This is a genomic window from Acidobacteriota bacterium (assembly GCA_016716905.1).
Lineage (GTDB): Bacteria > Acidobacteriota > Vicinamibacteria > Vicinamibacterales > SCN-69-37 > SYFT01.
The window spans coordinates 367,751-382,744 of the sequence record JADJUS010000004.1 but is presented as its reverse complement, the minus strand read 5'-3'; the positions used below and the strand labels follow the sequence as shown (position 1 = coordinate 382,744).

At 64.2% G+C, this 14,994-nt stretch carries 13 protein-coding genes; 4 read left to right on the top strand and 9 right to left on the bottom strand.

Features of this window, described 5'->3' with window-relative positions:
* Positions 1-15: 15 nt before the first annotated feature.
* The 5 genes from IPL75_05625 to IPL75_05605 form a co-directional block, all read right to left on the bottom strand.
* The gene (locus IPL75_05625; protein ID MBK9239735.1) at positions 16-750 is read right to left on the bottom strand and encodes a hypothetical protein; all 735 of its coding nucleotides are present in this window, start codon (positions 748-750) and stop codon (positions 16-18) included.
* Positions 750-1,451, bottom strand: a complete 702-nt coding sequence (locus IPL75_05620) for a zf-HC2 domain-containing protein (GenBank protein ID MBK9239734.1) — start codon at positions 1,449-1,451, stop codon at positions 750-752. Before IPL75_05620 ends, IPL75_05625 begins: the two co-directional genes overlap by 1 nt.
* 17 nt (positions 1,452-1,468) lie before the next feature.
* Positions 1,469-2,077, bottom strand: a complete 609-nt coding sequence (locus IPL75_05615; protein ID MBK9239733.1) for a sigma-70 family RNA polymerase sigma factor — start codon at positions 2,075-2,077, stop codon at positions 1,469-1,471.
* 194 nt (positions 2,078-2,271) lie between these two features.
* Positions 2,272-3,006 carry an outer membrane beta-barrel protein gene (locus IPL75_05610; GenBank protein ID MBK9239732.1) on the bottom strand — a complete coding sequence of 245 codons (735 nt, stop codon included), beginning with the start codon at positions 3,004-3,006 and terminating at the stop codon, positions 2,272-2,274.
* Between the two features lie 170 nt (positions 3,007-3,176).
* Positions 3,177-3,398, bottom strand: coding sequence for a hypothetical protein (locus IPL75_05605; protein ID MBK9239731.1), 222 nt, complete (start codon positions 3,396-3,398; stop codon positions 3,177-3,179).
* A 131-nt stretch (positions 3,399-3,529) separates the two neighbouring features.
* On the opposite strand from IPL75_05605, the gene IPL75_05600 reads away from it, so the two are divergent.
* The 4 genes from IPL75_05600 to IPL75_05585 all read left to right on the top strand — a co-directional run bounded on the left by IPL75_05600 (position 3,530) and on the right by IPL75_05585 (position 8,919).
* On the top strand, positions 3,530-4,120 hold the full coding sequence (locus IPL75_05600) for a response regulator (protein ID MBK9239730.1): 591 nt from the start codon (positions 3,530-3,532) through the stop codon (positions 4,118-4,120).
* An 8-nt stretch (positions 4,121-4,128) separates the two neighbouring features.
* Entirely contained in the window at positions 4,129-6,111 is a 1,983-nt protein-coding gene (locus IPL75_05595; protein ID MBK9239729.1) for an ABC-F family ATP-binding cassette domain-containing protein, read from the top strand.
* 161 nt (positions 6,112-6,272) lie between these two features.
* Positions 6,273-7,541, top strand: a complete 1,269-nt coding sequence (locus IPL75_05590) for a PAS domain-containing protein (protein ID MBK9239728.1) — start codon at positions 6,273-6,275, stop codon at positions 7,539-7,541.
* On the top strand, positions 7,519-8,919 hold the full coding sequence (locus IPL75_05585; GenBank protein MBK9239727.1) for a sigma-54-dependent Fis family transcriptional regulator: 1,401 nt from the start codon (positions 7,519-7,521) through the stop codon (positions 8,917-8,919). Before IPL75_05590 ends, IPL75_05585 begins: the two co-directional genes overlap by 23 nt.
* Here IPL75_05585 and IPL75_05580 read toward each other — a convergent pair whose 3' ends face one another.
* The 4 genes from IPL75_05580 to dprA are packed head-to-tail and all read right to left on the bottom strand — an operon-like array spanning position 8,920 to position 14,828.
* Positions 8,920-9,870 (bottom strand): tyrosine recombinase XerC, encoded by a 951-nt coding sequence (locus IPL75_05580; GenBank protein MBK9239726.1) that lies wholly within the window; start codon positions 9,868-9,870, stop codon positions 8,920-8,922. It abuts the gene before it with no gap.
* Between the two features lie 8 nt (positions 9,871-9,878).
* Positions 9,879-11,288, bottom strand: coding sequence for a methylenetetrahydrofolate--tRNA-(uracil(54)-C(5))-methyltransferase (FADH(2)-oxidizing) TrmFO (gene trmFO / locus IPL75_05575; protein ID MBK9239725.1), 1,410 nt, complete (start codon positions 11,286-11,288; stop codon positions 9,879-9,881).
* An 8-nt stretch (positions 11,289-11,296) separates the two neighbouring features.
* Entirely contained in the window at positions 11,297-13,741 is a 2,445-nt protein-coding gene (gene topA / locus IPL75_05570; protein ID MBK9239724.1) for a type I DNA topoisomerase, read from the bottom strand.
* A 4-nt stretch (positions 13,742-13,745) separates the two neighbouring features.
* A complete protein-coding gene (dprA, locus tag IPL75_05565) occupies positions 13,746-14,828 on the bottom strand; it encodes a DNA-protecting protein DprA (protein MBK9239723.1) in 1,083 nt (360 codons plus the stop codon).
* Between the last annotated feature and the right edge of the window lie 166 nt (positions 14,829-14,994).

Sequence of the window (14,994 nt, the reverse complement as noted above, 5' to 3'; positions counted from 1 at the left end):
CCCGCCGATTGTAGATCAGAATTGCGTTTCAACGACCCGCTTCCGGGCCTCCTCGCGCGTGATTTTTCCGCTATAGAACAACGCCAGGTCGGATCCTCTGATTTTCAGGATCAGCGCGCGGGAGTCGTCGTAGAGACTGGTCGGAATCGGATCTTCCTCGCCGCGTGCCACCACCGACAGCGACTCGTTCTCCGGGATTTCCAGTGACTTCGAATAGTCCAGCATGGCGTCAATCAGCTTGGCCTTGATGACGTCGCGATAGAACTGGTTCGGATCAGCCAGGAACGGATCGACGGCCACCGACGACCGCACCATCGGGTCATCCGCCACCACTCCGGCGGCGCGTGTCGTGGCGGCTCCGGTGTTCCGCACCGGCTGGTTCGAGGCCTGTGGTGTCACGGTCGGCCGGGGAAACTGGTTCAACAGCACCGCGCTCTCGCGAATTTCCGGGATCTCCACGTCGAACACGACGCCGTACTGCTCCAGGGGAAATCCGCGCGCTTTGCCCCGGCCAAAAAAGAGCATGCCGATGGGCATCACGCCCTGCGCACGGGTGGCCACTTCCTGCGCCACTTCCTGGGCGCCCTGGCGCACGGCGTTTTCAAGCACGCCCTCCATCAACTGGAACTGGAACCGGCGCTGCTGCAGTTGCACCTCGGGCGACACATTGGGGACGGGCCGCACCTGCCCTGCCGCCACCTGGCCCGAGGCCAACACCACCGCGATCACGACAACATGAACTCGATTCATCACTGCACCTTCATCTGCTGTTGCACCAGCTGGCTCAGGACCGCCTGCAACTGGTCGACCTGGGCCTTCAGCGCGGTCAGCGTCTGCCCGTCTGCGCGCCGCTGCCGCTCTGCGTCCCGCCCCACTTCATAGAGATAGTCCCGCACGAGGATCAGCTGCCGTTCCTCACTCGCGCCCACGAGTTCAGTCGCACGAGCCAGAAACCGCTTCTCGGTGGCCGGGTCCAACCGATACGCCGGCGCCGCCGCAGGCACCGCCATCGGTTTTTCGGAAGTCACTTGCGCACTGGCCAGTTCGCGCCGCACCAACGCGCTCACGGTCTCGGCGTCAAGCCCGGGCGTCTGGGCCACCACTGCGGAGGGCGTCACAGCCGACGCCTGCACCGCACCGCGTGCGCCCAACGCATACGCCGCAAACCCGCCGCCGGCGCCCATGACAAACATCACACTCGCCGCGGCCGCCATCGCCCACGCGGGCACCTGACGGAACCATGGCACCACCGGGACCGGGGCAAACGGCGTCCACACGGACGGAGGATTCGGCACCGACCACGCGAGCAAGTCGGTCCTCACGCTACGCAACGCGCGCAGCTCGTCGCGGCAGTCGTCGCACGATTCCAGATGTTGTTCCATGTCGCGGCGACTCGCGTCGGTCACCTCGTCGTAGATGTAATCCAACACACGTTCACGCTGATCACACATAGATCTATTCCTCAACTTCACAACAGTGTTCGTTCCCATGTCGCGCGCCGCACCCGCGTGGCCTCGGCCTGTTGCCGCTCCAACCGTCGCCGCAGCACCGACAATCCCTGATACAGCCGCGTCTTGACGGTGCTCAGGGGACAATCAAGCATCTCGGCAATTTCCTGAAACGTCAGGCCGTGGTATTCCTTCAGCATGATGGCCGTGCGCTGCTCTTCAGGCAGGTCGGCCATGGCCAGCTGCACGGCCGCCGACATTTCCCGGCGCGCCACCAAATCCTCCACCGACTCGGTCGGTGCCGCCTGCTGGTCGGCCAGGTCCAGTGGGTCGGTGCCCTCGGGGACCTGCGCGACGGGCGCCCGCCGTTCCTTGCGCATCCAGTCGCGGCAGAGATTCAGGGTGATTCGATACAGCCACGACGAGAACTTGGCCTCGCCCTTGAACCCCTTCAGCCCGCGATAGGCCCGCAGGAACGCGTCCTGCACCACATCCCGCGCCTCTTCTTCCCGCCGGAGGGTGCGGTAGGCCAGCGCGTAGATCGGCCGTTCCCAGCGGGTGACCAGCTGGGCGAACGCGTCGTGATCTCCGGCGGTCGCCCGTGCGACCAGTTCTTCATCTGACGTCATCGTGCCGCACTTGCCCATTCTGACGACCCGGAGGGGCCAAGAGTCTGTACGGGGGGAACAGGCCTACCCAGTATAGGGGCCGGCCGGCAAGTCTCGCGGTTGGTGCTCCATGTAGGCAGCCGGGGGATGGCCGGGAGCTTAATCAGGGCGGCCTGGCGCGCGAATCTGCGCCAGACCGCCATCGGAGGAAACGGTCAGAAGCGGACCGTCAGGCCCGCGAAAACCGGAAGCGACCAGCGCCGGCTTTTGTCGTTGATGCCGTCGAGGCCCGTGCCGGCAAGGCCATCTTTCGGCGAGAGATCCCCGCGCCAGCGAAGGTCGGCCCCCACCTGTAGCGACAGCGCATCAGTGAGCTTCGCCTGAAGGCCGGCGCTGGCGCCGAACACCGGAACGGTGGACTCTTCATACATGTCCACGCCGGGCAGCGTGACGCTGGCGGCCGGTACGGTGAATTCGGCTTTGATCGCGTCCACGCGTGACACGCCGCCGAAGACGCCGAGGTACGGGCGCACCCGGCTCTCGGCCCCGCCGAGGTACTGCCGGTAGCCCAGGTCAAATTCCATCGACTTGTCGTCGTCGAACAGGCCAAGGAGATCGAAGTTGGCGACCGTGCCGACCTTCAGCCGGTCCGCAGTGCCCTTCGCCCAGGCGAACTGCGCGCGCAATTCGCCCGACGGTGTGACGGCATACCCGAGACCGGCCGTCCAGCGAAAACCCATGCCGTAAATGTCGTCGTAGGTGCGAGCGGCCACCTGCGTCGGCAGGCCGAGCACCGTGCCGTTCGCTCCCCCATGCAGGTCGCCGGAGAGCGCGCGTTCTGCCCCGATGTCGAATGACACCGACCAGGGCTTCTCTGAGGTCTGGGCGAAGGCCGGCGCGGCGGCCACTGTAAGCGCGCACAAAACGGCGCTGATTCGAGCTGTCTTCATGATGAGTCTTTTCCCTTTCTGTCTGAGTTTCGTCCGGAGCCCATGGTCATCATCGGCTCCTCTCAGTGGCTCAGACGGCCTTGGACAGGCAAAGATTCACCTATAGAGAAAGTCATTTGACTAATACGAACAAAGTAGGCGACGGCGCTCGTGCGATGAAAACCAGATCTTCACCTCATTCTCTTCATCACCAGCACAGTAGCGCCGGGCGCGCTGAATGTGATGCCCGTCGTTTCCCATCCATCCGCGCCGGCACTGGCCAGCGCCGCGATGGCGTTGGGCGTCGTGCCTGGAATGGTCGGAATGCGTAGTTCCCTGTACTCCCATTGAGGCCGGGCGAGCTTCACGACGGTGTCGGGGTCGAGCTTCACGGCGGGCAGGGCCGTGGCCACCACTCGAATGGGAATCTCCTGGTCGGCCCGGCTACCCTCCCTCCAGCCTTCCCCCATCCTTCGGCGCCGGGTCCTGGGGAGGGGTACCCCGCCCCCCTTGCGCCAGGTGTTACACTTGGCAGCTTCCGGTGATGACCAACGACCAATTTCTGACCACCGAGCAGGTGCTGGACTACATGCAGGTAAACCTGCGTACGGTCTACCGCCTGATTAAGGCCGGCAAGATCCCGGCCGTCAGGGTGGGGCGGCAATGGCTGTTCCGCCGAAGCGATATCGACACATGGCTCGACGTCAGCCGCGAGATGGCCCAGATCAGCGACGGGACCCATACCGGTGACGAGCGCCCGCGGGTGCTCGTGGTCGATGATGAACCCTCGGTGCGGGAGTTGCTGGCCAAAGCGCTGGCCGGCGCCGACTACGACGTGGATTCGGCGATCGACGGCGCGGCCGCTGTTGAGCAGTTGCGCGCACGGGCGTACGACCTGCTCATCACCGACCTGAAGATGCCCGGGATGGACGGCCTGTCGGTGATTCGCGAGGCCCGGCGCACGGCCCCGGACCTGCCGGTCATCATCATCACGGGCTATTCCACTGAAGCGGCCGCCATCGAGGCCATCAACCTCGGCGTCGCCGGCTACATCACCAAGCCCTTCCGCCTGCCCCGCATTCTTGCGGCCACCGCGCGGGCACTCGGCGAGCCGGTACCGGCCGCCGAAGCCTGACGCCTCGTTTGATTCAACTTTCCGCCCTCACGAAACGGTTCGGCGAGCGTGTACTGCTCGACCGCGTCACCTGGCAGGTCTCGGACGGCGATCGCGTCGGCCTGTGCGGGCCCAATGGCGCGGGCAAAACCACGCTCCTGCGGATGCTCGCCGGGCTCGACGAGCCCGACTCGGGCACCATCGTCAGACCCACAGGCCTCACCGTCGGTTACCTGCCACAGGATGGGCTGGCGCACGCCGGTCGGACTCTGGTGGACGAAGTCTCGCAGGCGTTCAGGCCGTTGCTCGACGCGCGCGAGGAACTGACGCGCATTGAACACGCACTGGCCGAGCCAACACTCCCCGAGGGCGAACACGAGCGGTTGCTCGAGCGGTATCACGACCTCAGCGAATTTTTCCGTCGCGAAGAGGGTTACAGCATCGACCTCCGAGTCACGCAGGTGCTGGATGGTCTGGGCTTCGCACGCTCGGACGCGAACAAGGCTGTTGAGACGTTTTCTGGCGGCTGGCAGATGCGCATCGCGCTCGCCACGTTGCTGTTGGGCCGTCCCGGCCTCCTGCTGCTCGACGAACCGACGAACCATTTGGATCTGGACGCGCGCAACTGGCTTGAGTCCTACCTGATCGCCTATCCCCATCCGGTCATCCTCGTCTCGCACGACCGGTACTTCCTTGACGCAGTGGTCACCAAAGTCGCTGACCTGTCGCTGCGCACGATTACCGATTACATCGGCACGTATTCGTTCTACCTCACCGAGTACGACGCCCGGATGAACCGCCTGCGCAAGGCGAAGCAGGAGCAGGACGATGAGGTCGCCCGAATGAAGGCGTTCATCGATCGGTTCCGCTACCAGGCCACCAAGGCGGCCCAGGTGCAGAGCCGGATCAAGATGCTCGACAAGGTCGAGATCATCGAGGTCCCACCCGAGCGGAAGCATGTGCACTTCACCTTCCCGAGCTGCCCCAAAAGCGGCCGCATGGTGATGGAGTTGACCGACGTGCGCAAGGCTTACGGCGACCTGGTGGTTTTTGATCGCCTCAATCTGCACATCGAACGCGGCGATCGCATTGCGCTGGTCGCGCCAAACGGCGCGGGCAAGTCCACGCTGATGCGCATGCTGTCGGGGGCCGAGGCGCCTGACTCCGGCTCCTGCCGCGAGGGACACCAGGTCGTGAAGCAGTACTTCGCCCAGGATGAGGCCACACGCCTCGACCCGGTGAAGACCGTCTACCAGACGCTGGAATCGGACGCCCCGATCAACATGGTGCCGATGATTCGCAATCTCCTCGGCGGGTTTCTGTTCGCCGGCGACGACATCTACAAGAAGGCCGGCGTCCTGTCGGGCGGGGAACGCACCCGACTGGCCGTGGCGCGCATGCTCCTGCGTCCGGCCAACACGTTGCTGCTCGACGAACCGACCAATCACCTCGACCTTGACTCAAAAGACGTCCTGCTCGAGGCGCTCGCCGCCTTTGGCGGCACCCTGATCTTTGTGTCGCACGACCGCTACTTTGTGGACCGTCTGGCAACGAAGATCATCGCGGTCGGCCACGGAAAGGTGGAGGTCTATCCGGGCACATACGAGGAATACCTGTGGAGCAAGAAACAGCGCCAGGCCGCGGTTGACGCCCCCAGCTCCAAGGCCGCTGCTCCGTCGAAGGCTCGTCAGGCCCAGGCCAGCCCGACCGCGCCGGCGGCTCCCGCTCCGGTGGCCGCGCCGGTGTCCTACGAACACAAAAAACGTGCGGACGCCGATGCCCGGCGGCGCCGCCGGGCCGATGATGAGCGCCGGGGCAAGGTCAACGAGCTCGAACAACGTATCGCCGCGCACGAGGGAAAGATCCGGGACATCGAGACCCAAATGAGCGGGCCGGGCTTCTACGACGACCGGCCGGCGGCCGAAGCCGCCGTGGCCCTCCACAAGCAGCTCATGTGGGAGGTTGGCGACCTGATGAACCGCTGGGAAACCCTGCAACAGCCCGACGAGTAGCGACACCTGGTTTGACGAAATTTGTAATTCTCGGCTAATTTTGCAGGCCAACCGGCCCGTTTAGTCTGGAGCGCGCAAGCGTTTACGCGCAATTCTGTGTTTGGACCGGGCGCCATGGTCGGTACGCCCCTTGCTCCCACGCTCACGTCAGATATCTGGATATGTTGCTGTCTGCCTCGCCACATCCGTCGCCACCCGAGGATAGTCCGGGGTCCAGGGTCCAGAGTCCAGGGTCCAAGGCGGAGCCCAAGGCGGAGCCCAAGGCGGAGCCCAAGGCGGAGAATGACCCGCGCGAAAGCGGGGCTGCGGCGCCAGACGTGCTGCCGGACCGGTTCTTCCGCCACCTGGTGTTCAACCTCCGCAACGGTGTGCTGGCCATCACCCGGGATGGGCGGATCGCGGCCATGAACAGCATCGCGTATCGCGTGCTGGGGCTGCAGCCCCGCCAAACCGATCTCGGGCGGTCCTACCTTGAGGTGCTTCAGGACTGCCCCGAAGTCGTACGCATCGTGCAGTCGGCATTCGAAACGTCGGACCTGCCGAACCGCGCGGAACTGCGCCTGCGCAAGAGCGGGCGGGCGATTGGCTACACCATTTCGAAAATTCATGATGACTCGCGCGCCGAAGTCGGGCTGACGCTGTTTGTGAAGGACCTGACGCGGGTGGAGCAGATTGAAGAGCGGCAGCGTCTCCGCGACCGGCTGGCGACGCTCGGCGGCATGGCGGCCACCATCGCGCACGAGGTGAAGAATCCGCTCGCCAGCATTGAAATCATGGCAGGCACACTCCGGCGCCAGCTGAAAGACCGCCCCGAGGCGATGGAAACGCTGAGCGAGATCATCAAGGAGTCCAAGCTCGCCAATTCCATCGTGGTGGAGGTCCTGGAATTCGTTCGACCCATCCGTCTCCAGGTTGAGCCGGTGGTCGTGGGCGAGGTCGTGCGGGATGCGATCGACACCCTCGAACTGGGCGCCTCGCAGGTGCAGGTGGATGTCGATAAAGACGTTCCGGAATTGATGGCCGACGCCAGCCAGTTGCGGCAGCTCCTGACCAACCTGATCACCAACGCGATTGAGGCGATGGAGCCGGAAGGAACGGTGTACGTGCGGGTGTCCCACGTGGCGGAAGACGCCGAGTTGGCGAGTGCCGGACAACCGATGCCCGCGCAAGTGACCATCGAAGTCCGCGACCAGGGCATTGGGATATCCGAAGGCGACCTCGAACGAATTTTCAGCCCGTTTTTCACGACCAAACCCAAGGGCACCGGCCTCGGTCTGTCGATTGTGCGAAAAGTCGTGGACGCCCACGACGGAATTATCGAAGCCGCATCCGCACCCGGCCGCGGCACCACCTTTCGGGTCACGTTGCCGGTGGTAAAGGCCGGCCCCTTCCTGCAGAAGAGTATTTATGGGACGCATTCTCGTCGTTGATGATCACGATTCGCTTCGCAAGGGCCTTGTCAAAGCGTTAACCAGCGCTGGCCACGAGGTCGAGGACGCGCCGAACGGAACCGGCGCCATCGAGCGGCTGCAGGCCAGCCAGTACGATGTGGTGCTGACGGACCTGCGGATGGGCGGCGCCGACGGCATGGACGTGCTGCGGACCGCACGGTCGCTCCAGCCCAATGCCGCGGTCATCCTGATGACGGCTTTCGGATCGATCCATACCGCCGTTGAGGCGATGAAGATCGGCGCCGTGGATTTTGTGCAGAAGCCATTCGAGATCGAGGAGATGGAGCTGAAGATCGAAAAAGCGATCGAGCTCCGGCATCTCAAACATCAGGTGGAATACCTGCGGCATGCCCAGCAGGATTTCTACAACTTCGACAAGATCGTGGGCGCCAGTGGCGCCCTCCAGCACGTGCTCAGCATCGTCTCGAAAGTGGCGCGGAGCAATTCCACGGTGCTCATCCGCGGCGAAACGGGCACGGGCAAGGAGTTGATTGCCGGCGCCATTCACCACAACTCGCTGCGGGCCAGCAAGGCGTTCGTAAAGGTCAACTGCGCAGCCCTGCAGGAGAACCTGCTCGAGTCGGAACTGTTTGGTCACGAAAAGGGCGCGTTCACGAGCGCCGACAAGCAGCGGATTGGCCGGTTCGAACAGGCAGACGGTGGCACGTTGTTCCTGGATGAAATCGGCGACATGAGTCCCAGCACGCAGGCGAAGATCCTGCGCGTGTTGCAGGAGCATGAGTTCGAACGGCTGGGCGGCACACGCACGGTGGGCGTCGATGTGCGCATCATCACGGCCACCAACCGAAACCTGTCGCAGATGGTGCAGGACGGGCGATTCCGCGAAGACTTGTTCTATCGCCTGAACGTGGTGTCGGTGGACATGCCTCCCCTGCGCGACCGCAAGGACGACATTCCTGCGCTCGTCGAGTTCTTCGTGCGCCGCTTCTCGGCGGAGTTGAAGAAGAAGGTCGACAGCGTGGCGTCTGACGCGATGAAGGTGCTGCAGCGGCATCACTGGCCCGGCAACATTCGGGAACTGGAGAATGTGGTGGAGCGGGCCGTCCTGCTCACCGATGGCAGTACGGTGACGCTGAGCGATTTGCAGATTGGCGATCAGGCGGTGACCACATCGCGCGGGCAATCGCTTGTGGTCAACATCCCGGCGACCGGGATCCGTCTCGAGGAAATTGAACGCCAGGCCGTGGTCGAGGCGCTCAAGATGTCGAACTGGATCCAGAAGGATGCGGCGGACCTGCTCGATATCAGTCCGCGGGTCATGAACTACAAGATCAAAATCCTGAACATCGAGATTCCCCGATCCCGTCGGCACTTGACGGCCCTGGAAGAAGTGTAGTCAGGACTTGCGTGCGCGCGGGTGTGACGCGCGGTACACCTCCATCAGCCGGCCGATGTCGAGATGTGTGTACCGTTGCGTCGTGCTGAGGCGCTCGTGACCCAGTAACTCCTGAATCGCCCTCAGGTCGGCTCCGGCCTGCAACAGGTGCGTGGCAAACGTGTGCCGCAGTGCGTGCGGACTCAGCCCGCCAGGTACTGCCGCCGCCCGCGCCGCCTGACGCACAATGCGATCCACGCTGCGCGTGGTGAGCCGCCCGCCACGCAGGTTGAGGAACATCGCATGGCGCGTCCGCGCGTGGGGACCCGAGCCACGCGATCGCCGCGAGGTCGTTTCGGGCTTCAGCGCGCGGGCGTCCTGCAGCATCACTTTGAGCGCGTCGGCTGTGGAGTGGTTAAACGGTACCAGCCGTTCCTTGCCGCCCTTGCCCCGTACCCTGACCACGCGACCGGGGAGATTCACGTCTTCGATATCGAGCCCCACCAGCTCACTGAGCCGCAGACCGGACGCGTAGAACAACTCGAGGATCGCGCGGTCTCGCCGTCCTGCGGCGCGGTCCAGATCGGGTGTGCCGATCACGCTGTCCACCTGCGCCAGGTCGAGATGTTGGGGCAGGGTCTGCTCCTTGCGCGGTGCCCCAACCATCTGTGTCGGGTCGTCGGCCAGCCGGCCCTCGCGCACCAGGTACCGCGCGAACGTGCGCAAGGCAGCCAGGCGCCGGGCGGCAGAGGCGCGGCTGTTGCCGCGATCGTGCAGCGATTCGAGGAACCCGCGCACCCCGTCGGCGTCAAGCGCGGTCACCGGCACCTTGCTGGGCTTGGTCGCGTCGCGTGCGCTGAGGAAATCGAGAAACTGGGTCAGGTCGGTCTCGTAGGCGCGCACCGTATGCGGCGAGGCGTTCCTGTTGAACTTCAGGAACTGCAGGAACTCCCGCGTGGCGTCCCTCAGCATCACGCTCATCACACCCCGCCGGCGGTAGCCGTGCTCCAGGGTTCAAGATCGGCCAGGGCACGCGCGCTTGTCGCCATGCTCCGGTCATGCCGGCTTTTTGGCGGTGCGTCGAGCGCGGGGATGATCCCGAACGTGATGTTGGTCGGGTTGTAGTGCGCCGGATCAGCGTGGGCCACGTAGTGGGCCAACGCCCCGATCGCGGTCGTGCGTGGTGGAGCCACCGGGTCATGTCCCAGCGACAGGCGCGCCGCATTTCTTCCCGCCACAAGGCCGGACGCCGCCGACTCGACATACCCTTCCACACCCGATACCTGCCCGGCGAAGAACAGGTCCGGACGCCTGCGGGTCTGCCACGTGCTCGTCAGCACGGTCGGACCGTTGATGTAGGTGTTCCGGTGAATCATGCCGAACCGCACAAACTCGGCGTGCTCGAGTCCCGGAATCATCCCGAACACCCGCTTCTGTTCCGGCCACTTCAACTGCGTCTGGAATCCCACGAGGCTGTAGTGGTCACCGGCGAGTGTGTCCTGCCGCAGTTGCACAACGGCATACGGCCACCGGCCCGTGCGCGGGTCGTCAAGTCCGGCGGGTTTCATCGGGCCAAACCGCAAGGTATCTACGCCCCGGTGCGCCATCACTTCAATGGGCAGGCACCCTTCGAAGAACTTCGTGTTGTCGAAGTCGTGCACCTCCGCCTTTTCGGCAGAGACGATGGCCTGGTGGAAGGCGACGTATTCGTCTTTCGTGAAGGGACAGTTGAGGTAGTCACCTTCGGACGTGCCCCCGGAAACGACCTCAGAGGTCGTTTCGGTCACCGCCGGCGAAACGACCTCTGAGGTCGTTTCCGGCGCAGGCCCTCGCAGCGACCGATCCCAGCGCGACGCCCGAAAGACCTTCGACATATCGATGGTCTCGGCCAGCACGATCGGGCTGATCGCATCAAAAAACGCGAGGTGTTCGCGTCCAAGGAACGTCGCGATGGAGGCCGACAGCGCGTCCGATGTCAGGGGGCCGGTGGCAATAACGACCGGCGACATCTCGGCCGGCGTCGGCACGTGTGTGATCTCGCGGCGGTCAACGCGAATGCGCGGGTGTGACGTGATGGCGGCCGTCACGCGTTCCGAGAAGAGATGCCGATCCACGGCGAGTGCTGCGCCGGCCGGCACACGCACCTCGTCGGCGATGCGCATGATGATCGACCCGAGCCGCCGCATCTCCTCCTTGAGGAGCCCGACGGCGTTGTCGAGTTTGTCGCCGCGAAACGAATTGCTGCAGACGAGTTCGGCGAGGCCGTCGGTCTGGTGAACGGCCGTCGGCCGCACCGGCCGCATTTCGTAGAGGGTGACGTCCGCGCCCATCGAGGCCGCCTGCCAGGCTGCCTCGCAACCGGCGAGCCCGCCACCGATGATATGCACCATGTGACGCGTTACCCGGCCGTCGTCTCTTCGAGCGCCTCACTGCGCAGGTAGTCGCATTCCTCGTTGCTGCAGATCAACTGGCGCCCGTGACGCTTGGTGATCTTCTCGGTGAGGAACGGCCGCTGGCACTTCGGACACGGCTCAATGATGGGCTTGTTCCACAGCGTGAAGTCGCACTTCGGATAATTCACGCAGCCGAAAAACACCTTACCGCGCCGCGACTTCCGCTCGGCCACGTCACCGCCATCCTTCGGACACTTGATCCCCGTCAACTGCTGCTTCACGTACTTGCACTCGGGATACCCGGTGCACGCGGTGAATTCACCGAAGCGCCCCTGTTTCACCACGAGGTTCTTGCCGCAGTTCGGGCACTTCTCGTCCAGGATCTGATCCGCTTTCGCCGCGGTCACACCCTGTCTGGTGGCGATGACCTTGCGAGTGGTCTTGCACTCGGGATATCCCGTGCACGCCAGGAACATGCCGAACCGGCCGCGCTTGAGCACCATCGGCTTCCCGCAGTTCTCACACGCCTCTTCCAGTTCTTCCGTTGGCGTGTCGGCCACCTCAATTTCCTTCGTGTTGTCACACGCCGGATAGGTGCTGCAGGCCAGGAAGATGCCGAACTTGCCCGACTTCTCCACCATCGGCGCGCCGCATTTCTCGCACACGATGTCGGTCGGCTGCCCTTCCTTGAAGCTGGGCATGATCTTCTCGGCCTTGGCCAGATCCTTGACGAACTTCTTGTAGAACTTCGAAAGGATGGCGCCGTACTTCGCCTTGCCCTTTTCGATCTGGTCGAGTTCGTCCTCCATGCGGGCCGTGTACTCGATGTCGAGAATGTCATCAAACGCGGGATGCAGCAGTTTGTCCACGAGCCGGCGACCCAGAATCGTGGGCTTGAACCGGCCCTCGTTTTTGTTCACGTACTCGCGCGACTGCAGGACGTTGATGATCGACGCGTAGGTGCTGGGCCGGCCGATGCCGTTTTCTTCCAGCGCCTTCACGAGCGACCCTTCGTTGAACCGCGGCGGTGGCTGCGTGAACTTCTGATCGGGCGTCAGGCTTCGCACCGCCAGCGTCTGGCCTTCTTTCACGAGCGGCAACACGGCGCTTCCGCTGTCTTCTTCGGCGTCGGTCTGGGCACCCGCGGCCGGCGCCGGACGTTCCGTTCGCTCACTTTCCTCGGCTTCGTCCTTCGCCTGGCCATACACCGCGAGCCAGCCGGCGAACTTCGGCACCGATCCCTTGGCCCGGAAGAGGTAGTCGAGTGCAGTGATCTCCACCGTCGTATCGTCGAACGTCGCCGGCATCATCTGCGACGCGACGAACCGGTTCCAGATCAAGCGATACAGGTAAAACTGATCCGGCGTGAGATGGGCCGCCACGCGCTCGGGCGGATATCCCATCGAGGTCGGCCGGATGGCTTCGTGGGCATCCTGCGCGGTCTGCTTCACACGGTACTGATTGGCCTGGGCCGGCAGGTAATCGGCCCCATAGGCCTTGCCGATGTGTTCGCGCACGTCGACGAGGGCCTGATCGGCCACGCGCACCGAGTCGGTTCTCATGTACGTGATGAGACCTACTGCCGCTTCTTCGCCGGGCAGCTCAATGCCCTCATACAACTGCTGCGCAATCATCATCGTCTTCTTCACCGGGAAGCGGGACGCCTGCTGCAGCTTGCTCGTGATGAACGGAGGAACCGGGTTCTTCTTGCGCTCTTTTGTCTGGACCGAGGACACCACAAACGGCGCCTTGGCCAGATCGGCCAGCACCGCCTTGGACTCGGCCTCGTTCGTGATCTTCACGGCCGCGCTGCCCTTGCGCGCCAGGCGTGCATCGAACTCGGGTGGCAGCGCTGCCGCCAGGCGGGCGGTGACGTGCCAGTACTCTTCGGGGATGAACGCCTCGATCTCGCGCTCGCGGTCGCAGATCAACTTGAGCGCCACCGACTGGACGCGTCCGGCACTCAGGCCACGGCGCACCTTGTCCCACAGCAGTGGGCTGATTTTGTATCCCACGAGGCGGTCGAGCACGCGGCGCGCCTGTTGGGCGTCCACCATGTCCATGTCGATCTCACCCGGGTTGGCCACCGCTTCGAGGATGGCCTTCTTGGTGATTTCGTTGAACATCAGGCGGCGGACTTTCCGCTTTTTGGTGCCCAGTTCCTCGGCCAGATGCCAGCCGATCGCCTCGCCCTCGCGGTCAGGGTCGGTTGCGACGAATATCTCGGACACTGACTTGGCGGCGGCCTTCAGTTCCTTGATGACTTTGGCGCGATCCGGAATGACGACGTAGTCGGGTTTGAACCCGTCCTCGACATCCACACCCAGCTTGTTCTTGGGAAGATCCCGAACGTGCCCCATGGACGCGAGTACCGTGTAGTCGCGCCCCAAATACTTGTTGATCGTTTTCGCCTTCGCCGGCGACTCGACCACTACCAATACCTTTGCCATAATTTTATGAGCCGATTCCCCTAACACTAGCAGTCGAGTCAAGCCGGACAAAATTCCCCCCGGCCGTTCGGCTCATCCTGCCTTCCACTTCCAGGCGGCCCAACTGGGCCAGCAAATCGGGCGCCGGCAGGCGACTCAACGCCGCCAATTCGTCAACACTGTAGGGCTCCCCGACCGCCATCATTCCTTCCAATTCACTGATAACGCAAGTCTTGTCTGCGTGCCCGGCGCGAATTCTCGACACACCTTCGATTTCGTCCAGCACATCATCCATGGTCTCGACCAGCCGGGCGCCATCTTTGATGAGCGCGTGACTGCCGCGGTAGCGGCCCGACGCAGCGCTGCCCGGTACCGCGAGCACGTCGCGGCCCTGTTCCATGGCAAGCCGGGCCGTGATGAGCGACCCGCTCTTTTCCGACGCTTCCACCACCACGATCGCCCGGGCCAGTCCGCTGATGATCCGGTTGCGCAGCGGAAAGTGCCAGGGCCGCGGCGCCGTACCGGGCGGAAACTCGCTCAGAATCCGGCCGTGTCCGGCGATTCGCGCCGCCAGGGCCCGATGCGCGTAGGGATACACGATATCGGCCCCACACCCGAGCACGGCCAGTGTTTCCCCGCCGGCCTCGAGCGCGCCTTCGTGCGCGGCGCCATCCACACCCAGGGCCATGCCGCTCACGATGGTCCAGCCGGCGCCTGCGAGATCACGCCCCAACTGGCGCGCCACGTGGAGGCCGGCGGGCGTGGCTCGCCGCGATCCCACAATGGCCACACTGCGCCGTTCGAGACATCCATCCCCGCTCGTCCACAAGACAATTGGGGGGTCGATGATCTCGGCCAGACGGGACGGATATGCCGGTGTACGCGCGGCGACAACGCGGAGGCCCAGACGGGCGGCGTCCGTGAGGGCGGCCTCGGCCCGGCGCAGCGCGTCGGCCACACGGGCGCGGACCTCGTCGGGCGGGAACCCGACGCGAAAACCCAGCTCCATGAGTCCCATCGCCTCCTGCCTGATCAGTTTGCAGGCCTGGGTGTCGGGACCGGGCCGGAGGAAGGACAGGGCAACGGCGGTGATGTCTGCAGGGGTCATGCCCTCGCAGGACTTGCACCCTCGGTGCCACATATTCCCGGCCAAGGTGACACGGTGTGAGGTGGCAGGTGTGCATTTACTGCGATCTCGGAGCGGCAAGACCCTTGCAGAATCTGCGCGTCAACAACAGTGAATCCCGGGAGACGTACGGGGGTATAGTGGGGCA